This is a genomic window from Streptomyces sp. CB03234, from assembly GCF_001905885.1.
Taxonomy (GTDB): Bacteria; Actinomycetota; Actinomycetes; order Streptomycetales; family Streptomycetaceae; genus Streptomyces.
This window is the reverse complement of record NZ_LIYH01000001.1, coordinates 1298167-1317642: the sequence shown is the minus strand read 5'-3', so window position 1 is coordinate 1317642 and position 19476 is coordinate 1298167. Positions and strand designations below refer to the sequence as shown.

The following is a 19476-nucleotide window of genomic DNA, read 5'->3' as shown; positions in this document are numbered from 1 at the left end:
GTTCGGTGCGTTCGCTGCCCGCGGGGCGGCCCCGGCCGTGGCCGGGCGCCCTGCGGGCGGCTCGCTGGACTCACCGGGTGAGCCCGGGGACGTGATCGATACGGCCGGGGGCTGCTAGCCCACCGCGCCTTCCATCTGCAGCTCGATCAGCCGGTTGAGCTCGAGCGCGTACTCCATGGGCAGCTCCTTGGCGATCGGCTCGACGAAGCCTCGCACGATCATCGCCATGGCCTCGTCCTCCGACAGGCCGCGGCTCATCAGGTAGAAGAGCTGGTCCTCGGAGACCTTGGAGACGGTCGCCTCGTGGCCCATGGACACGTCGTCCTCGCGGACGTCCACGTACGGGTACGTGTCCGAGCGGGAGATCGTGTCGACGAGCAGCGCGTCGCACAGCACGTTCGACTTGGAGCCCGGGGCACCCTCGCCGATCTCGATGAGACCGCGGTAGGAGGTGCGGCCGCCGCCTCGCGCCACCGACTTGGAGACGATGTTGGAGGAGGTGTTCGGGGCCATGTGGACCATCTTGGCGCCGGCGTCCTGGTGCTGGCCCTCGCCCGCGAAGGCGATGGACAGCGTCTCGCCCTTGGCGTGCTCGCCCATCAGGTAGACGGCCGGGTACTTCATCGTCACCTTGGAGCCGATGTTGCCGTCGACCCACTCCATGGTCGCGCCCTCGTAGGCCACGGCGCGCTTGGTGACCAGGTTGTAGACGTTGTTCGACCAGTTCTGGATCGTCGTGTAGCGGCAGCGGCCGCCCTTCTTGACGATGATCTCGACGACGGCGCTGTGCAGCGAGTCCGAGGAGTAGATCGGGGCGGTGCAGCCCTCGACGTAGTGGACGTAGGCGTCCTCGTCGACGATGATCAGCGTTCGCTCGAACTGGCCCATGTTCTCCGTGTTGATACGGAAGTAGGCCTGGAGCGGGATCTCGACGTGCACGCCCTTGGGGACGTAGATGAACGAGCCGCCGGACCACACCGCGGTGTTCAGCGACGCGAACTTGTTGTCGCCGACCGGGATGACCGTGCCGAAGTACTCCTGGAAGAGCTCCGGGTGCTCCTTGAGCGCGGTGTCGGTGTCGAGGAAGATGACGCCCTGCTCCTCCAGGTCCTCACGGATCTGGTGGTAGACGACCTCCGACTCGTACTGGGCCGCGACACCGGCGACGAGGCGCTGCTTCTCCGCCTCGGGGATGCCGAGCTTGTCGTACGTGTTCTTGATGTCCTCGGGCAGGTCCTCCCAGGAGGCCGCCTGCTTCTCGGTGGAGCGTACGAAGTACTTGATGTTGTCGAAGTCGATGCCCGACAGGTCGGAGCCCCAGTTCGGCATGGGCTTCTTGTCGAAGAGGCGCAGACCCTTCAGCCGCAGCTTCAGCATCCACTCGGGCTCGTTCTTCTTCGCGGAGATGTCGCGGACGACGTCCTCGGAGAGACCGCGCTTGGCAGCGGCTCCGGCGGCGTCCGGGTCGGCCCAGCCGTACTCGTACCGACCCAGGCCCTCGAGCTCGGGGTGGCTGATCTCGGTGGTCATGCGGGGTTCCTCCCGGCCGTGCTTGCAGATGCTGATGATGTGGTGTGCGGGATGTACGTCGTGCAGACCCCGTCGCCATGGGCGATGGTCGCCAGTCGCTGCACGTGCGTTCCGAGCAGACGGCTGAAGATCTCGGTCTCGGCCTCGCACAGCTGCGGATACTGCTCCGCGACGTGCGCGACCGGGCAGTGGTGCTGGCACAGCTGCTGTCCGACCGGCGCGTTGCGCGCCGTCGCAGCGTACCCGTCGGCGCTCAGGGCCTTGGCGAGCGCCTCGGCACGCTCTTCCGGCGCCGCCGCCTCGACCGCCTCGCGGTACGCCTCCGCCTGGGCCTCGATCCGGTCCCGGGCGAACGCGGCGACGGCTGCCTCACCGCCCGCGTTCCGCTCGATCCAGCGCAGCGCGTCGACGGCGAGCGAGTCGTACGACTGGTCGAAGGCGTCCCGGCCGCAGTCCGTCAGGGCGAACACCTTGGCCGGGCGGCCACGGGTGCGGGCGCCGTAGACGCGCTGCTCGCGCGGGGCGACGACGTCGTCGGCGACCAGCGTGTCGAGGTGCCGGCGGACGGCGGCCTGAGTGAGGCCGAGCCGCTTGGCGAGCTCGGCCACGGTGGACGGGCCGTGATCCAGGATGGACCGCGCGACCCGGTTGCGCGTGGAGCGCTCCCCGGTCGCGAGTTCCTCCGCTGGAGCCGCGGGAGCCTCACCGACGTTTTTCACAACGCCATTGTTGCGTAATTCCTCAGAGCCTGACAAGCGACGTCCTGACAGGTGGACGGTGCTGTGCATCACTAAGGGAAACCTAACCTGACCTGCGGAAACGATCAGCGTCGGCGTGCTGCGTGCCCGCCGCCCACCGGGCCTGACCTGCCCGTTTTGCCCGGTGGCCGGCTGGGGCGCCGCCCTCGCGGAGCACCTGCCGAGGAGTCCCGCCGCGCCCCTTTCCGGCCGTTTCACCGATACCGGACGCCACCCGCCGAACGGGGTGCCCCGCCCGGCTCTCTAGACTGCCTTGCCATGCGATACGAGTCCGTCGTCCAGGTCCGGGGCCTGGTCAAGCGGTACGGGACCAAGACCGCGGTGAACGGCCTCGACCTCGACGTCCGGGCGGGCACGGTCACCGCCGTCCTGGGCCCCAACGGGGCCGGCAAGACCACCACCGTCGAGACCTGCGAGGGCTACCGCCGCGGCGACGCCGGCACCGTCCGCGTCCTCGGCCTCGACCCGGTCGCCGACGCCGCCCGCCTCCGTCCCCGCATCGGCGTGATGCTCCAGTCCGGCGGCGTCTACTCCGGCGCCCGCGCCGACGAGATGCTCCGCCACATGGCCACCCTGCACGCCCACCCGCTCGACGTGGACGCCCTGATCGAACGCCTCGGGCTCGGCTCCTGCGGCCGGACGACGTACCGGCGGCTCTCCGGCGGCCAGCAGCAGCGCCTGGCCCTCGCCATGGCCGTCGTCGGCCGGCCCGAGCTGGTCTTCCTGGACGAGCCGACCGCCGGCCTCGACCCGCAGGCCCGCCGCTCCACCTGGCAGCTGATCCGCGAGCTGCGCGCCGACGGTGTCACCACCGTCCTGACCACCCACTTCATGGACGAGGCGGAGGAGCTGGCCGACGACGTCGCGATCATCGACGCCGGCCGGGTCGTGGCCCAGGGCAGCCCCGAGGAACTGTGCCGGGGCGGCGCCGAGAACACCCTCCGCTTCACCGGCCGCCCGGGCCTGGACCTCGGCTCCCTGCTGAAGGCCCTCCCGGACGGCACCGCGGCCGCCGAGCTGACGCCGGGCGCGTACCGCATCAGCGGCACGGTCGACCCGCAGCTGCTGGCCACGGTCACCACGTGGTGCGCCCAGCACGGGGTGATGCCGGACGGCATCGCGGTCGAGCGGCACACCCTCGAAGACGTCTTCCTGGAACTGACCGGCAAGGAGCTGCGTTCATGAGTGCCGGGACCTACACCCCCAAGCCCGGCGCGGCGCCGGTCGGGCGGATGATCGCCGCGCAGGCCGCGTTCGAGACGAAGATGCTGCTGCGCAACGGGGAGCAGCTGCTGCTCACCGTGATCATCCCCTCGCTCCTCCTCGTCCTGTTCTCGACCGTCGACATCATCGACACCGAGAGCGACAAGGCCGTGGACTTCCTGGCCCCCGGCGTCCTCGCGCTCGCCGTGATGTCGACGGCCTTCACCGGCCAGGCCATCGCGACCGGCTTCGAGCGGCGGTACGGGGTGCTCAAGCGCCTGGGTGCCTCACCGCTGCCCCGCTGGGCGCTGATGACGGCCAAGACCGCCTCGGTCCTGGTCACCGAGGTCCTCCAGATCGCGCTGCTGACGGTGATCGCGCTGGCGCTCGGCTGGTCGCCGCAGGGCGGCGCCCTCTCCGTACTCCTGCTCCTCCTGCTCGGTACGGCGGCGTTCTCCGGGCTCGGTCTGCTGATGGCCGGCACACTGAGGGCGGAGGCGACGCTGGCCGCCGCGAACCTGGTGTTCCTGCTGCTCCTGGTGGGCGGCGGGGTGATCGTGCCGCTGGAGAAGTTCCCCGGCGCGGTGCGGGCGGTGCTGGAGCTGCTGCCGATCTCGGCGCTGTCGGACGGGCTGCGGGACGTGCTCCAGGGCGGCGCGCCGATGCCGTGGGGCGCGGCGGGGATCCTGACCGTGTGGGCGGTGCTCGGCCTGGGCGCGGCGGCGCGCTTCTTCCGCTGGGAGTGACCCTCGTGAACGCGTGCACAAGCGGGCACCTACGATGGAGCCCGTGTTGACCCCCCTCGCCTCTATCGCCCAGCGCTGGACACCCTCCCCCAAGACGGTCCGGCGTGCCGCACTCTCCGCCGTCGTCATGACGGTCGTCATCATCGTGACGGGCGGTGCTGTCCGGCTGACCGGTTCCGGCCTCGGCTGCGACACCTGGCCCAAGTGCACGGACGACAGCCTGTTCACCACGTCCGAGCAGGGCATCCACGGCGCGATCGAGTTCGGCAACCGGATGCTGACGTACGTGGTGTCGGCGGCGGTGGGCTGGTTCATCGTCGCGGCGCGCTGCGCCAAGCCGTGGCGGCGGGAACTGAGCCGCCTGGGCTGGCTGCAGTTCTGGATCGTGGCGCTCAACGCGGTCATCGGCGGCATCACCGTGCGCCTGGAGCTCAACCCCTGGACGGTGGCCGTCCACTTCCTCGCCGCCAACGCGCTGCTGACGGTCACCACGATCAGCTGGCTGCGCACCCGCGAGGGCGACGGCGCGGCCCGCCCCCGTGTGCCGGGGCCGGTGCGCAAGCTCGGCTGGGCGCTGGTGGTCGTCGCGGGGCTGCTGGTGGCGGCGGGCACCACGGTGACGGGCTCGGGCGAGCACGCGGGCGACAGCAGTGACGTACCGCGCATGCCGTTCGACTACGCCTCCGTCGCGCAGGTCCACGCGCTCTTCGCCTGGGCGGTGTGCGCCCTGGCGCTCGCCGTGTTCTTCGTGCTGCGCGTGGTGGACGCCCCGGACGACACCCGGGCGCGCGCCCGTGACCTGCTGCTGGTGCTGCTGGCGCAGGGCGGCATCGGGTACGTGCAGTACTTCACCGGCGTCCCCGAGATCCTGGTCGGCCTGCACATGCTGGGCTCGTCCCTGATGTGGATCGCGGTGCTGCGCCTGGCGCTGAGCCTGCGCGAGCGGCCCCTCGCGGCGCCGGGCACCGGGATTCCCGCGCAAGCGCCGGACGCGGCGCTGAGCCCCACCGCCTAGCCGAGCCGGTACACCCGCCGGGCGTTCCCCGCCGCGATCATGTCGGCGACCCGCTGGGCGTCGGTACGGGACCAGGAGCCGTCGCAGACCCAGTCGGCCAGCACCCGTGTGAGCGCCTCGCGGAACACCCGCGCGCCCACCACGTGCAGCTCGGGCAGCCCCCGGGCGCCGCTGGAGAACAGCAGCTTGCCGAACGGCGCGAGCTCCAGGGTCTCGGCCAGCACGGCCGCCGCCCGCGCGCCCGTCCGCGCGAGCGCGGGGCCCAGGTCGGCGTACACGTGCGGGAACACGCTCGTCAGGTGCGCGGCCTGCCGGTGGTACGGGTAGCCGTGCAGCAGCACCAGGTCGGTGCCGAGCCCGGCGGTGGCCGCCGCGAAGTCCCCGAGGCTCATGGGGTCGTCCACGCCCACGTGCAGCTGGAGCGGCCGCCCGGACGCCACGGCGATCCACAGCAGGTGCCGCAGCAGTACGGGGTCGGTGAGCGCCCCGCCGACCTGGCGGCGGGCCAGCCAGCGTCCTGCCGCGCCCCGTACCTCACCGGGTCCCGGCGGCGCGGGCGCCAGGGCGAGCCCGTGGCGTACCGCCGCGACGGAGGTGAACGCCACGGCGGAGACGGCCGCTCCGTGCACGGCCTCGGCGAGGTTGGCGAGCAGGGCGTCGACGGTGCCGGACGTGTCGGCGACCTGCTCGGCGAGCAGTTCCAGGCGGACGATCTCGTGGGCCCGGGCGTCGCCCGCGGCGGCGATCTCGACCGGTCCGGTGAGGTCGCCGGGCAGTCCGGTCTCCACCAGGTAGGTGGAGATCCCGGTGGCGCGCAGCAGCCGGCGGCCGGACTCCAGGACGCCGAGCTCGCGGCGGCGGGCCAGGTAGCGGGCGGGCGGGCAGTGCGGTTCGAGGCCGAGCAGCGGCGGGCACCAGCGGCGTACGGCGAAGCCGGTCTGGGTGTCGAAGAAGGTCGTACCGGCCGCGGGCGGCCCCTCGGCCCGGCCGAGCAGGGTCTCGAAGGTGCCCAGGCCCAGCTCCGTACGGAGCACCCCGTGGCAGTACTGGTCCACCAGCGTCGGGGTGTCGATCATTGCGGGGGCTCCCTGCGGCGGATGGACCTTTACAGGTCCTAACGGGTGACCCCCGCCCAAGGTGTTGCCTCAGTCGTTCGAGGGGCCGCCGACCTGGATGCCCGCCATGCGGGTCCACTCGTACGGGCCCGTGCGGACCTTGGCCGCGAGGTCGCCGTCGAAGGAGTCGTGGAGGGTGAGGCCCGCCTTCTCGGCGGCGCTCTTCGCGACCTCGTGCGTGGGCGCGACCAGGTCGCCCCAGCCGCCGTCCTCGCCGACGAGGACGATGCGGGTGCCCATCTGGCCGAGGTAGGCGAGCTGGCCCTCGGCGCCGCCGTGCTCCTTGGAGAACGCCTGGATCTGCTTGGCGAGCTTCGCGGCCTTGCGCTCGGCCTTGCCCTCCGCCTGCTGGGTGTCGCCCTGCTTGGTGTCTGCCATGAACAGGATGCTACCCATCGGTAGTAAAACCCGCCAGAGCCTGCCGGGTCCGGCCGGCTACCGCAGGAACGGGTCCACCGCCACCGCCACGAACAGCAGCGAGACATAGGTGATCGACCAGTGGAACAGCCGCATCTCCTTCAGCTTGCCGCCCGTCTCCCCGGCCTTCGCGCGGTTCTGCAGGGCATGCGCCTCCCACAGCCACCAGCCGCCGGTCGCCAGCGCCACCGCCGTGTAGAACCAGCCGGTGTAGCCGAGCGGCGTCAGCAGCAGGGAGACGGCGACCATCACCCAGCTGTAGAGGACGATCTGGCGGGCCACCACCTTGTTGGAGGCGATGACGGGCAGCATGGGCACGCCCACGCGCGCGTAGTCCTCCTTCACCTTCATCGACAGCGGCCAGTAGTGCGGCGGCGTCCAGAAGAAGATGACGAGGAAGAGGATGACGGCGGCCCAGGACATCGAATCGGTGACGGCGGACCAGCCGATGAGGACCGGCATACATCCGGCGATGCCGCCCCACACGATGTTCTGCGAGGTGCGGCGCTTGAGGATCATCGTGTAGACGACCACGTAGAAGAGGAGCGCGCCGAGCGAGAGCCAGGCGGACAGCCAGTTGACGAGCAGCCCGAACCAGAGGGTGGAGACGACGGCGAGGGTGAGGCCGAAGACCAGCCCCTCGCGCGGCGAGACCATGCCGGTGACCAGCGGCCGCTGTGACGTGCGGTCCATCAGGGCGTCGATGTCACGGTCGATGTACATGTTCAGCGCGTTGGCGCCGCCGGCCGAGAGGTAACCGCCGAGGCAGGTGTTGAGCACCAGCCACAGGTCGGGCACGCCCTGCTCGGCCAGGAACATCACGGGGACCGTGGTGATGAGGAGCAGCTCGATGATGCGCGGCTTGGTCAGCGCCACGAAGGCCTTGACGCGGGCCCCGAATGGCCGCTTTCCCGTGCTCGTCCCGAGCACACCCGCCGGACGGGATTCGACGGCCGTCACGCACACCCCTGACAGAGACATCCCAGCGAGCAGCACCGGACGGAAGGAGGTGAAGGCCCGGTAAAGACTCGCGCGTACCACGCCACTCTAGACGTTGCCCATACCTCGCCCTTCGCGGGGGTGGGTCGTGTTGAGAGGGGCACCGCAAAGGGTGGTTTCCACGCTCGGATGAGCGATCGGATGAGCGCCTCCGTATTCACTTGCCGAAAGCCGTAGGGCCCAGTCAGGAGGCGGATCCCGGCCGATCCCGGCAGTCTGGAATGACTCGAAAAAATGCACGTTCTCACGGGGGTAGGCTCGACAACGGCCGGTGGGATCTACGTCACCGGCATTCGACATGTGGAGAGGAGCCCTGACCCAGGGTGAGCACCAAGCCGACCACCACAGACCTCGAGTGGACCGAGTTGGACCAGCGGGCCGTCGACACCGCCCGCATCCTGGCCGCCGATGCCGTACAGAAGGTCGGCAACGGCCATCCCGGTACGGCCATGAGCCTGGCCCCGGCCGCGTACACCCTCTTCCAGAAGGTGATGCGGCACGACCCGGCGGACGCCGACTGGACCGGGCGCGACCGTTTCGTGCTGTCCGCCGGACACTCGTCCCTGACGCTGTACATCCAGCTGTACCTGGCCGGGTTCGGCCTGGAGCTGGACGACCTGAAGGCGTTCCGGACCTGGGGCTCCAAGACCCCGGGCCACCCGGAGTACGGCCACACGGTCGGCGTCGAGACGACCACCGGCCCGCTGGGCCAGGGTGTCGCCAACGCCGTGGGCATGGCCATGGCCGCCCGCTACGAGCGCGGCCTGTTCGACCCCGAGGCGGCGCCCGGCACCTCGCCGTTCGACCACTTCGTCTACTGCGTCGCCGGTGACGGCTGCCTCCAGGAGGGCATCTCCGCGGAGGCGTCCTCGACGGCCGGGCACCAGAAGCTGGGCAACCTGATCCTGCTGTGGGACGACAACCACATCTCGATCGAGGGCGACACCGAGACCGCCGTCTCGGAAGACACGATGCAGCGGTACGAGGCCTACGGCTGGCACGTCCAGCGCGTGGAGCCCAAGGAGAACGGCGACCTCGACCCCGAGGCCCTCTTCCGTGCCCTCCAGGCCGCCAAGGCCGAGACCACCCGCCCGTCGTTCATCGCGATGCGCTCGATCATCGCCTGGCCGGCGCCCAACGCGCAGAACACCGAGGCCGCCCACGGCTCGGCGCTCGGCGACGAGGAGGTCGCGGCCACCAAGCGCGTCCTGGGCTTCGACCCCGAGAAGTCCTTCGAGGTGTCGGACGAGGTCATCGGCCACACCCGGCAGGCCCTGGACCGCGGCCGTGAGGCCCGTGCCAAGTGGGAGAAGCAGTTCCAGGAGTGGCGTGCCGCCAACCCGGAGCGGGCCGCCGAGTTCGACCGCATCGCCGCGGGCGAGCTGCCCACCGGCTGGGAGGAGAAGCTCCCGGTCTTCGAGACCGGCAAGGGCGTCGCCACCCGCGCCGCCTCCGGCAAGGTGCTCCAGGCGCTGGGCGCGGTCATCCCCGAGCTGTGGGGCGGCTCCGCCGACCTGGCCGGCTCGAACAACACGACGATCGACAAGACGTCGTCGTTCCTCCCCGAGGGCAACCCGCTGCCCGAGGCGAACCCGTACGGCCGCACCATCCACTTCGGTATCCGTGAGCACGCCATGGCCGCGGAGATGAACGGCATCGCGCTGCACGGCAACACCCGCATCTTCGGCGGCACCTTCCTGGTGTTCTCCGACTACATGCGCAACGCCGTCCGCCTCTCCGCGCTGATGCACCTGCCGGTGACGTACGTGTGGACGCACGACTCCATCGGCCTCGGCGAGGACGGCCCGACGCACCAGCCGGTCGAGCACCTGGCCTCGCTGCGCGCCATCCCGGGCCTGAACATCGTGCGCCCGGCCGACGCCAACGAGACGGCGATCGCCTGGCGCGAGATCCTCCGCCGCTGGACCAAGGAGTTCGGCAAGGGCGCCCCGCACGGTCTGGCGCTCACCCGCCAGGGCGTTCCGACGTACGAGTGGAACGACGACGCCGCCCGCGGTGGCTACGTGCTGTTCGACGCCGAAGGCGGCGAGCCGCAGGTCGTGCTGATCGGTACGGGTTCCGAGGTGCACCTGGCCGTCCAGGCCCGTGAGCAGCTCCAGGCCGCCGGCATTCCGACGCGGGTCGTGTCGATGCCGTCCGTGGAGTGGTTCGAGGAGCAGGACCAGGGGTACCGGGATGCGGTGCTGCCGCCGTCGGTGAAGGCGCGCGTCGCGGTCGAGGCCGGGATCGGTCTGACCTGGCACCGGTACGTCGGTGACGCGGGTCGCATCGTCTCGCTGGAGCACTTCGGTGCTTCGGCCGACGGCAAGGTCCTCTTCCGTGAGTTCGGCTTCACTGCCGAGGCGGTCGCCGCCGCCGCCAAGGAATCGATCGAAGCCGCCGCGCGCTGACGCCGGTATACGAACTAGTAGGAGATGCAATTCTCATGACAGACGCACTCAAGCGCCTCTCCGACGAAGGCGTCGCGATCTGGCTGGACGACCTGTCCCGCAAGCGGATCACCTCCGGCAACCTGGCCGAGCTGATCGACCAGCAGCACGTGGTGGGTGTCACCACCAACCCGTCGATCTTCCAGAAGGCGATCTCCGAGGGCCACGGCTACGACCAGCAGCTGTCGGACCTCGCCGCCCGTGAGGTCACGGTCGAGGAAGCCATCCGCATGATCACGACGGCGGACGTCCGGGACGCCGCCGACATCCTGCGCCCGGTCTTCGACGCGACCCAGGGCCTGGACGGCCGGGTGTCGATCGAGGTCGACCCGCGCCTGGCGCACAACACCAAGGCGACCGTCGCCGAGGCGAAGCAGCTGGCGTGGCTGGTGGACCGGCCGAACACGCTCATCAAGATCCCGGCCACCAAGGCGGGTCTGCCGGCGATCACCGAGGTCATCGGCCTCGGCATCAGCGTCAACGTCACGCTGATCTTCTCGCTGGAGCGCTACCGCGCGGTGATGGACGCCTACCTGGCCGGTCTGGAGAAGGCCAAGGAGCGCGGCCTGGACCTGTCGAAGATCCACTCGGTGGCGTCCTTCTTCGTGTCCCGCGTGGACACCGAGATCGACAAGCGGCTGGACTCCCTCGGCACCGACGAGGCCAAGGCGCTGCGCGGCAAGGCCGCCCTCGCCAACGCCCGCCTGGCGTACGAGGCGTACGAAGAGGTGTTCTCCGGCGAGCGCTGGGCGGCGCTGGACAAGGCGCAGGCCAACCGGCAGCGTCCGCTGTGGGCCTCGACGGGCGTCAAGGACCCGGCGTACAAGGACACGCTGTACGTCGACGAGCTGGTCGCCCCGGGCACGGTGAACACCATGCCGGAGGCCACCCTGGAGGCCACCGCCGACCACGGTGAGATCACCGGCAACACCATCGCGGGTACGTACGACCAGGCGCGCGCCGACCTGGCGGCCCTCGAGAAGCTCGGCATCGGCTACGACGACGTCGTGCAGCTGCTGGAGGACGAGGGCGTCGACAAGTTCGAGGCGTCCTGGAACGACCTGCTCAAGTCGACCGAGGCGGAACTCAAGCGCCTCGCCCCTTCGGAGGCGTAAAACCTTGAACGCAGTTCATGGAGCGAATCCGCTCCGTGACGCCGCAGACCGACGGCTCCCGCGCATCGCGGGGCCGTCGGGCCTGGTGATCTTTGGCGTCACGGGCGATTTGTCCCGTAAAAAGCTGATGCCTGCCGTGTATGACCTGGCCAACCGGGGACTACTCCCGCCGGGTTTCTCGCTGATCGGGTTCGCCCGTCGCGAGTGGGAGGACGAGGACTTCGCCGACGAGGTGTACCAGGCCGTCAAGCAGCATGCCCGTACGCCCTTCCGTGAGGAGGTGTGGCAGCAGCTCAGCCAGGGCATGCGGTTCGTCCAGGGCAACTTCGACGACAACGAGGCGTTCGAGACCCTGAAGAAGACGATGGAGGAGCTCGACCAGGCGCAGGGCACCGGCGGCAACTTCGCGTTCTACCTCTCCGTACCGCCCAAGTTCTTCCCCGTCGTGGTCCAGCAGCTGAAGAAGCACGGGCTGGCCGACGAGAAGGGCGACTCCTGGCGGCGCGCGGTCATCGAGAAGCCGTTCGGGCACGACCTGGCCTCCGCCAAGGAGCTCAACGAGATCGTCCACGAGGTCTTCTCGCCCGACCAGGTGTTCCGGATCGACCACTACCTGGGCAAGGAGACCGTCCAGAACATCCTGGCGCTGCGGTTCGCCAACACGCTCTTCGAGCCGATCTGGAACCGGTCGTACGTCGACCACGTACAGATCACGATGGCCGAGGACATCGGCATCGGCGGCCGCGCCGGGTACTACGACGGCATCGGCGCCGCCCGGGACGTCATCCAGAACCACCTCCTCCAGCTGCTGGCGCTGACCGCGATGGAGGAGCCGGCCTCCTTCGACGCGGACGCGCTCGCGGCCGAGAAGACCAAGGTGCTGGGCGCGGTTCGGCTGCCCAAGGACCTCGGCAAGTCGACGGTGCGCGCCCAGTACGCGGCCGGGTGGCAGGGCGGCGCGAAGGCCGTCGGCTACCTGGAGGAGGAGGGCATCGACCCGCAGTCGAAGACCGACACCTACGCCGCGATCAAGCTGGGGATCGACAACCGCCGCTGGGCGGGCGTCCCCTTCTACCTGCGCACCGGCAAGCGGCTCGGCCGCCGCGTCACCGAGATCGCGGTCGTCTTCCAGCGGGCGCCGCACTCCCCGTTCGACCACACGGCGACGGAGGAGCTGGGGCGGAACGCCCTGGTCATCCGCGTCCAGCCGGACGAGGGCGTGACCATGCGGTTCGGCTCGAAGGTACCGGGTACGTCGATGGAGGTCCGGGACGTGTCGATGGACTTCGCGTACGGCGAGTCCTTCACGGAGTCCAGCCCCGAGGCGTACGAGCGGCTGATCCTCGACGTCCTGCTCGGTGACGCCAACCTCTTCCCGCGCACGGAGGAGGTCGAGTTGTCCTGGAAGATCCTGGACCCGATCGAGCAGTACTGGGACCGGCACGGCAAGCCCGCGCAGTACCAGTCCGGAACCTGGGGTCCGGTCGAGGCGGACGAAATGCTCGCACGAGACGGACGGAGCTGGCGCCGGCCATGAAGATCGACCTTACGGACACCACATCCAGCAAGATCAACAAGGCGCTGGTGCAGGGGCGGCGGGCCATCGGCACGCCTGCCATCGGCATGGTGCTCACCCTGGTCATCGTCACGGACGAGGAGAACGCGTACGACGCGCTCAAGGCCGCCAACGAGGCGTCCCGGGAGCACCCCTCGCGCAAGCTCATCGTCATCAAGCGGGTCTCGCGGTCGCCGCGGGACCGCGCCCAGGCCCGCCTGGACGCCGAGGTGCGGGTGGGTACCGCCGCCGGGACCGGTGAGACGGTGGTGCTGCGGCTGTACGGCGATGTCATCGACCACGCCCAGTCGGTGGTCCTGCCGCTGCTGCTGCCGGACGCCCCGGTGGTGGTCTGGTGGCCGGTGGGCGCGCCGACCGACCCGGCCAACGACCCGCTGGGCACCCTCGCGCAGCGGCGTGTCACTGACTCGTACGCCTCCGAGCACCCGGTGCAGGAGCTGGTCGCGCGCGCCGCCGCCTATACACCGGGCGACACGGACCTGTCCTGGACCCGGATCACGCCGTGGCGTTCGATGCTCGCGGCGGCCCTGGACCAGGTGACGTGCGAGGTCACGTCGGCCGAGGTGGAGGGCGAGGAGTTCAACCCGAGCGTCGAGCTGCTGGCCATGTGGCTGGCGGACCGGCTGAAGATCCCGGTGAAGCGTTCGACGTCGGCGGGGCCGGGTCTGACGGCCGTACGGATGGAGACGAACTGCGGCCCCATCGTGCTGCACCGGCCGGACGCCTCGCTGGCGACGCTGTGCATCCAGGGGCAGCCGGACCGCGCGGTGGCGCTCAAGCGCCGTGAGACGTCCGAGCTGATCGCGGAGGAGCTGCGGCGCCTCGACCCGGACGAAACCTACGCGTCGGTGCTGCGGTACGGCGTGGAGCGGCTGGGCCAGGCGGAGAAGGCTGAGAAGGCTGAGAAGGCGGCGAAGCCGGCCGGCCAGGAGCCTGTCGCGGAGGGATCCGCGGACGAGCCCGCCGCGGACAAGCCCGCCGCGAAGAAGGCCGCGGCCAAGAAGGCGGCGGCGAAGTGAGCGCTCCGCAGCTCGTCGTCCACCGCGACAAGGAGCTGATGGCGCAGGCCGCGGCGGCCCGGCTGATCACGAAGATCGTGGACGCCCAGGCCGCCCGCGGCTCCGCCTCGGTGGTCCTGACCGGTGGCCGCAACGGCAACGGGCTGCTGGCCGCACTGAGTTCGTCCCCCGCCCGGGACGCGATCGACTGGTCGCGCCTGGACCTGTGGTGGGGCGACGAGCGGTTCCTCCCGGAGGGCGACCCCGACCGGAACGACACCCAGGCCCGCGAGGCGCTGCTCGACAGCGTCCCGCTCGACCCGGCGCGGCTGCACACCATGCCGGTGGCGGGCGGCGCGTACGGCGTGGACGCGGACGCCGCGGCCGCCGCGTACGCCGACGAACTGGCCGTCGCGGCCGGGCCGGAAGACCATGGCCCGGTGCCGACGTTCGACGTCCTGATGCTGGGCGTCGGCCCGGACACGCATGTCGCCTCCCTCTTCCCGGAGCTTCCGGCGGTGCGGGAGACGGAGCGCACGGTGGTGGGCGTGCACGGCGCGCCCAAGCCGCCGCCGACCCGTATCACGCTGACGCTCCCGGCGATCCGGGCGGCGCGTGAGGTGTGGCTGCTGGCGGCGGGCGAGGACAAGGCGCAGGCGGCGGCGATCGCGCTGTCGGGCGCGGGTGAGGTGCAGGCCCCGGCAGCCGGCGCGCACGGCAGGTCGCGGACGCTGTGGCTGCTGGACCAGGCGGCGGCGGCGCGGCTGCCGCGGGCCCTGTACCCGCCGGCGATTCCCTGACGGGTACGCGGTTCTGCTGGGCGCAGGCCCGGTTCACCCTGCGGTGAGCCGGGCCTTCGGCATCTCTTCGACGCCGGCGGGGTCAGAGGATGACCTGGTCCGCGTCCTTCTCCAGGGTGGCGATCGCGGCCCGGCAGGCCCGGACGAACCGGTCGTAGACCTCCGTGGTGCTGCCGGCCCGCCCGGCGCGGGTGTTGACCGAGAACATCGCGGCCCGCAGCTCGGTGGTGAGTTCCAGCTGGCCGCCCTTGGCGAGCATGGTGCGGTTGCAGGGGTTGTCCGGGTTGACGCCGGCCAGATCGCGGACCTCGGGGTCGTTGCCGTCGCGCCACGCGATGCCGGCCTTGCCGAACTCCGTCTTCAGGAGCGTCTTGAACCGTTCGTTGAGCCCGCCGACGACCACGGCCTGCGGGTTGGCGGTCCCTGCCTGCGCCGCCGTGCAGCCGTGCAGGCTCAGGACGTTGAGGCTGCCGGCGGCCATGGATATGGCGACGTGGTCGTCGTTGTTCTTGGCCGTGACGTGCAGTTCCCGGTTGTTGGAGGAGCGCAGGCCCTCGAACATCCAGTAGTCGTGCGACCCGTAACCGTCCTGGAGCGGTGCGAGGGTGGCGGGGTGGTACCCGGCGATGCCGAGGCACAGCTCGGAGGTGCCGGTCTCGATGCCGCCACCGTGCATGGCCATGATGGTGGTGCGGTGGTAGGGGTATCTCTCGCCGAGGCTGCTGTCGAGGTGCTCATGCCGCTTGTAGCGGCGGGCGAAGTCGATGCCTTCCTTGCCGGCCAGCTTGGTGTAGAGGTCGGTGTTGGAGGTGTAGAGGTCGAACTCGTCGGTGGCGTACGCCGGGGAGGCGGCCACGCCGCCCAGCAGCGGGCCGCTGACGGCAGCGGTGGCGAGGGCGGTGAGGACCGTACGACGGCTGGTGGATGTCATGCCCTCATGATCACCGCACCCGTCGGGCACACGGACCGCCGACACTGTGCCGTGCGTCACTGGTCCCGCGGTGCGCCGCGCTCCAGGAATGGTTCGAGGAGCCCCGGAACCGCCCCTTCCGCGAAGCGGAGGCCCTCGCTCTCGTCCGCGTCGTGGACGTGGTACGCGCCCGCCCCGGCCGCCGTCGTCGCGGTCAGCGTGAGAAGGCCCGCGCGGCGCTGGAAGTACGACTGCTTGACCGTCCAGCCGATGACGCCGCCCCGGTGGAGGGCGACGGTGGCGCGGCGGGCGGTGCCGGAGCGGGCGACCAGGTAGTCGCCGCTGGTCCCGTGGCCCAGGCTGCGGTACGCGTCCAGGGCGAGGAACACCGCGAGCGGCAGCAGCACCAGGGCGCTGGTTCCGGCGGCGTACAGCAGGACGTCGGTGAGTACGGCGCCGAGGACGGCGAGGACCACGACGGGCAGCAGCGCGGCCCCCACGGCCCGGCGCAGTCGCCGGGTGCGCGCCGCGCGGGGGTGGGCGGTGAGCGGCGCGCCGGTCGGGGAGACCTCCTCCCGGAGGACCCGCGCGGCCACCTCGTCCGCCACGGCGCGGGGCACGGCGGGCAGCAGCGTCCTGTGGTCGGCGTGCTGGTCCTCCTCGGCCTTGGCGAGGCCGGTGGCGACCGCGTCGACCCTGGCCGCGCGGGCCAGCCGGACGCCGAACGGCTCGACCAGTTCCACGCCGCGCAGGCGCCGCTCCTCGATGGAGAGGGAGCGGGTGGTGAACAGGCCGCGCCGCACCCGGAGCGTGCCGCCCGGCTCGCGCTCCAGCCGGTAGTTCCACCACATCTCGACCCAGAGGCCGAGCGCGCCGACGGCGCCCGCGAGCAGGGCGACGAGGGCGAGTGCCAGGACGACCCACACGACGGGTGTGTCCCTGAACCGGTCGCCCACCCAGCCGATGACCTCGTCCTGCGCGCCGAACCAGTCGCTGACCTGCATCACGGCGCCCGCCGCCGCGCCGCCGAGCAGCGGGGCGACGAACGACAGGGGGGCGTAACGGATCCAGCGGGAATCCAGTACGGCCAGCTCACCGTCGCGGTGACCGGCTCCGGCCGGCGCCGGGGGCCGGTCGAGCAGTGCGCGGCGCAGCCGCTCGCCCTCGGCCCTGCTGACGGGGTGCAGCTCCAGCGTGGACTCGCCGCCGCCGGTGTGCTCACCGGTGCCTATCCGGACCTTCACCAGACCGAGGAGGCGCAGCAGCGGACTGGCCGTCAGGTCGACGCTGCGGATGCGTTCCCGGGCCAGGGACCGGCGTTTGACCAGGAGCAGCCCGCTGTGCAGCTCGGCGCGCTCCGGCCCGATGCGGTAGCGCGTGCGGCTCCAGCGCACGTACTCCACCGCCGCCCCGCCCAGCACGAGTGCCACGCCCCCGGCGAGCAGCAGGAGGATGCCGGTGCCCCGCCGCGGCCCGTCGCCGAACCAGGCGCCGCCGCTCAGCCCGAACAGCACCGGCACGCAGGCACCGCCGGCGACTCCGGCCATGACGAGGGCGGTGACCAGCACGGCCCGCTTGTCGAGCCGCTGCCACCCGTCGCTGTCCGCGCCGGGGTCGCTCATGTGGCGTCCCCGGGGGTGGCCTGGGTGATGCGGGTCAGCCGCTCGGCGAGGTCCGCGGCCAGTTCGTGGTCGAGGCCCTCGATCCGGATGGCGCCCTTGGCGGACGCGGTGGTCACGGTGACCGTGGCGAGCCCGAACGCCTGCTCCAGCGGTCCGCGTACGGTGTCCACGGTCTGGATCCGGGACATCGGCGCGATCCGCCACTCCTGCCGGAGGGCGCCGGTCCGGACGTAGACGGCGTCGTCGGTGACCTCCCAGCGGTGGACCCTGAACCACCAGCGGGGGAAGAACGCGGTGCAGGCGAGCCCGGTCACGGCCAGGATCCCGGCGGTCCACCACAGCCAGGGCCTGGCCGGCCCGATCAGCGCCCCCAGCACGGCCGGCACCAGCACGGGCGCGGCGGTCAGCAGCAGCCACTGGGTGCGCCACCAGCCGATGGCCCGCTCGTTCAGCGTGTTGTCCGGCGGCCGCAGCCGCACCGCGTCCTCCCCCGTCATCGGTCAGCGGCCCCGCAGCGTCCGGTACCGCTCGGCGAGCGCGGCGGTCGAGCTGTCGAGCTGCTCGCCGCCCTCGCCCCCGGTCAGTACGGGCTCGATCTTCTTGGCCAGCACCTTGCCGAGTTCGACGCCCCACTGGTCGAAGGAGTCGATGTTCCAGATGGCGCCCTGGACGAACACCTTGTGCTCGTACAGGGCGATCAGCTGGCCCAGCACGGACGGGGTCAGCTCGTCGGCGAGGATGGTGGTGGTGGGGTGGTTGCCGGGGAAGGTCTTGTGTGGGACCAGTTCCTCCGCCACGCCTTCGGCCCGTACCTCGTCGGGCGTCTTGCCGAAGGCGAGCGCCTGGGTCTGGGCGAAGAAGTTGGCCATCAGCAGGTCGTGCTGGCCGACCAGCCGGGGCTCCAGGTCGGCGACCGGCTCGGCGAAGCCGATGAAGTCGGCCGGGATGACCTTGGTGCCCTGGTGGATCAACTGGTAGTAGGCGTGCTGCCCGTTCGTACCCGGGGTGCCCCAGACGACCGGTCCGGTCTGCCAGTCCACCGGGTTGCCTTCGCGGTCCACGGACTTTCCGTTGGACTCCATGTCGAGCTGCTGGAGGTACGCCGTGAACTTCGACAGGTAGTGGCTGTAGGGCAGGACGGCGTGGGACTGGGCGTCGAAGAACGCCCCGTACCAGACGCCCAGCAAACCGAGCAGCAGCGGCGCGTTCTCCTCGGGCGGGGCCGTACGGAAGTGCTCGTCGACCAGGTGGAAGCCGCCGAGCATCTCCCGGAACCGGTCCGGTCCGATGGCGATCATCAGGGAGAGGCCGATGGCGGAGTCGTACGAGTACCGGCCGCCGACCCAGTCCCAGAACTCGAACATGTTGGCCGTGTCGATGCCGAATTCCTCGACCTTGCCGGCATTGGTCGACAGCGCCACGAAGTGCTTGGCCACGGCCTCCTGACCGGCGTTCAGCCCGGTGAGGAGCCAGTCGCGGGCGGAGGTGGCATTGGTGATGGTCTCGATGGTGGTGAACGTCTTCGACGCGATGATGAAGAGCGTCTCGGCCGGGTCCAGGTCGCGGATCGCCTCGTGCAGGTCGGCGCCGTCCACGTTGGAGACGAAACGGAACGTCAGGTTCCGCTGGGTGAAGGAGCGCAGCGCCTCGTACGCCATCGCCGGGCCCAGGTCGGAGCCGCCGATGCCGATGTTGACGACGTTCTTGATCGGCTTGCCGGTGTGACCGGTCCACTCACCGGAGCGGATCCGCTCCGAGAAGGCCGACATCCGGTCGAGCACCGCGTGCACGCCCGGCACCACGTTCTCGCCGTCGACCTCGATCACGGCCTCGCGCGGGGCGCGCAGCGCCGTGTGGAGGACCGCCCGGTTCTCGGTGGTGTTGATCTTGTCGCCGCGGAACATGGCGTCCCGCAGCTCGGCCACCCCGGTCGCGGCGGCCAGCTCGCGCAGCAGCCGCAGCGTCTCGTCGGTGACCAGGTGCTTGGAGTAGTCCAGATACAGGTCGCCGACCCGCAGCGTGTATGCGGTGCCGCGCGCCGGGTCGGCGGCGAACAATTCGCGCAGATGCGTCTGCCCCAGCTGCTCCCGGTGCTTGCCGAGGGCCGTCCACTCGGGCATCCGGTTGAGCCTCGTGCGGCTTTCTGCATTCATCTCGGACATCAGCCCACTTCTTCTCGTACCTGCCTGCTTGCCCCGCTGCCCCTCCAACCTAATTGATCT

At 70.9% G+C, this 19476-nt stretch carries 17 protein-coding genes; 8 read left to right on the top strand and 9 right to left on the bottom strand.

Features of this window, described 5'->3' with window-relative positions:
• Positions 1-114 precede the first annotated feature (114 nt).
• The gene (gene sufB, locus AMK26_RS05910; RefSeq protein WP_073752590.1) at positions 115-1530 is read right to left on the bottom strand and encodes a Fe-S cluster assembly protein SufB; all 1416 of its coding nucleotides are present in this window, start codon (positions 1528-1530) and stop codon (positions 115-117) included.
• Positions 1527-2249, bottom strand: coding sequence for a helix-turn-helix transcriptional regulator (locus AMK26_RS05905; RefSeq protein WP_073752588.1), 723 nt, complete (start codon positions 2247-2249; stop codon positions 1527-1529). Before AMK26_RS05905 ends, sufB begins: the two co-directional genes overlap by 4 nt.
• Positions 2250-2546: 297 nt before the next feature.
• On the opposite strand from AMK26_RS05905, the gene AMK26_RS05900 reads away from it, so the two are divergent.
• The 3 genes from AMK26_RS05900 to AMK26_RS05890 are packed head-to-tail and all read left to right on the top strand — an operon-like array spanning position 2547 to position 5252.
• Positions 2547-3473, top strand: coding sequence for an ABC transporter ATP-binding protein (locus AMK26_RS05900; protein WP_073752586.1), 927 nt, complete (start codon positions 2547-2549; stop codon positions 3471-3473).
• Entirely contained in the window at positions 3470-4237 is a 768-nt protein-coding gene (locus tag AMK26_RS05895; protein ID WP_073752584.1) for an ABC transporter permease, read from the top strand. The genes AMK26_RS05900 and AMK26_RS05895 overlap by 4 nt, the downstream gene beginning before the upstream one ends.
• A 34-nt stretch (positions 4238-4271) precedes the next feature.
• Positions 4272-5252, top strand: a complete 981-nt coding sequence (locus AMK26_RS05890; protein WP_073752582.1) for a COX15/CtaA family protein — start codon at positions 4272-4274, stop codon at positions 5250-5252.
• Here the strand turns inward: AMK26_RS05890 and AMK26_RS05885 are convergent.
• From AMK26_RS05885 to AMK26_RS05875, 3 genes are all read right to left on the bottom strand, one after another.
• Entirely contained in the window at positions 5249-6328 is a 1080-nt protein-coding gene (locus AMK26_RS05885; protein WP_073752580.1) for an amidohydrolase family protein, read from the bottom strand. The genes AMK26_RS05890 and AMK26_RS05885 overlap by 4 nt on opposite strands.
• Before the next feature lie 69 nt (positions 6329-6397).
• The gene (locus AMK26_RS05880) at positions 6398-6745 is read right to left on the bottom strand and encodes a hypothetical protein (protein WP_073753078.1); all 348 of its coding nucleotides are present in this window, start codon (positions 6743-6745) and stop codon (positions 6398-6400) included.
• Between the two features lie 57 nt (positions 6746-6802).
• Positions 6803-7744, bottom strand: a complete 942-nt coding sequence (locus AMK26_RS05875; protein WP_073753076.1) for a heme o synthase — start codon at positions 7742-7744, stop codon at positions 6803-6805.
• Between the two features lie 362 nt (positions 7745-8106).
• Here AMK26_RS05875 and tkt point away from each other — a divergent pair, with 362 nt between their 5' ends.
• The 5 genes from tkt to pgl are packed head-to-tail and all read left to right on the top strand — an operon-like array spanning position 8107 to position 14722.
• The gene (gene tkt / locus AMK26_RS05865) at positions 8107-10194 is read left to right on the top strand and encodes a transketolase (RefSeq protein WP_073752576.1); all 2088 of its coding nucleotides are present in this window, start codon (positions 8107-8109) and stop codon (positions 10192-10194) included.
• A 35-nt stretch (positions 10195-10229) separates the two neighbouring features.
• Positions 10230-11348 carry a transaldolase gene (gene tal / locus AMK26_RS05860; protein ID WP_073752574.1) on the top strand — a complete coding sequence of 373 codons (1119 nt, stop codon included), beginning with the start codon at positions 10230-10232 and terminating at the stop codon, positions 11346-11348.
• A 4-nt stretch (positions 11349-11352) separates the two neighbouring features.
• Positions 11353-12885: a glucose-6-phosphate dehydrogenase gene (gene zwf, locus AMK26_RS05855; RefSeq protein WP_073752572.1), complete on the top strand. Its 1533-nt coding sequence runs from the start codon at positions 11353-11355 to the stop codon at positions 12883-12885.
• Complete coding sequence (gene opcA, locus AMK26_RS05850; protein ID WP_073752570.1) at positions 12882-13943, top strand: glucose-6-phosphate dehydrogenase assembly protein OpcA; 1062 nt, start codon at positions 12882-12884, stop codon at positions 13941-13943. Before zwf ends, opcA begins: the two co-directional genes overlap by 4 nt.
• Positions 13940-14722: a 6-phosphogluconolactonase gene (gene pgl / locus AMK26_RS05845; protein WP_073752568.1), complete on the top strand. Its 783-nt coding sequence runs from the start codon at positions 13940-13942 to the stop codon at positions 14720-14722. The genes opcA and pgl overlap by 4 nt, the downstream gene beginning before the upstream one ends.
• A gap of 82 nt (positions 14723-14804) precedes the next feature.
• Here pgl and AMK26_RS05840 read toward each other — a convergent pair whose 3' ends face one another.
• Genes AMK26_RS05840 through pgi form a run of 4 tightly spaced genes read right to left on the bottom strand, consistent with a single transcriptional unit; the run spans position 14805 to position 19407 of the window.
• Positions 14805-15653 carry a poly-gamma-glutamate hydrolase family protein gene (locus AMK26_RS05840; RefSeq protein ID WP_073752566.1) on the bottom strand — a complete coding sequence of 283 codons (849 nt, stop codon included), beginning with the start codon at positions 15651-15653 and terminating at the stop codon, positions 14805-14807.
• Between the two features lie 56 nt (positions 15654-15709).
• Positions 15710-17254: a PH domain-containing protein gene (locus AMK26_RS05835; protein ID WP_073752564.1), complete on the bottom strand. Its 1545-nt coding sequence runs from the start codon at positions 17252-17254 to the stop codon at positions 15710-15712.
• Positions 17251-17751 carry a PH domain-containing protein gene (locus AMK26_RS05830; protein ID WP_073752562.1) on the bottom strand — a complete coding sequence of 167 codons (501 nt, stop codon included), beginning with the start codon at positions 17749-17751 and terminating at the stop codon, positions 17251-17253. Before AMK26_RS05830 ends, AMK26_RS05835 begins: the two co-directional genes overlap by 4 nt.
• A gap of 3 nt (positions 17752-17754) precedes the next feature.
• Positions 17755-19407: a glucose-6-phosphate isomerase gene (gene pgi / locus AMK26_RS05825; RefSeq protein WP_073753074.1), complete on the bottom strand. Its 1653-nt coding sequence runs from the start codon at positions 19405-19407 to the stop codon at positions 17755-17757.
• Positions 19408-19476 lie beyond the last annotated feature (69 nt).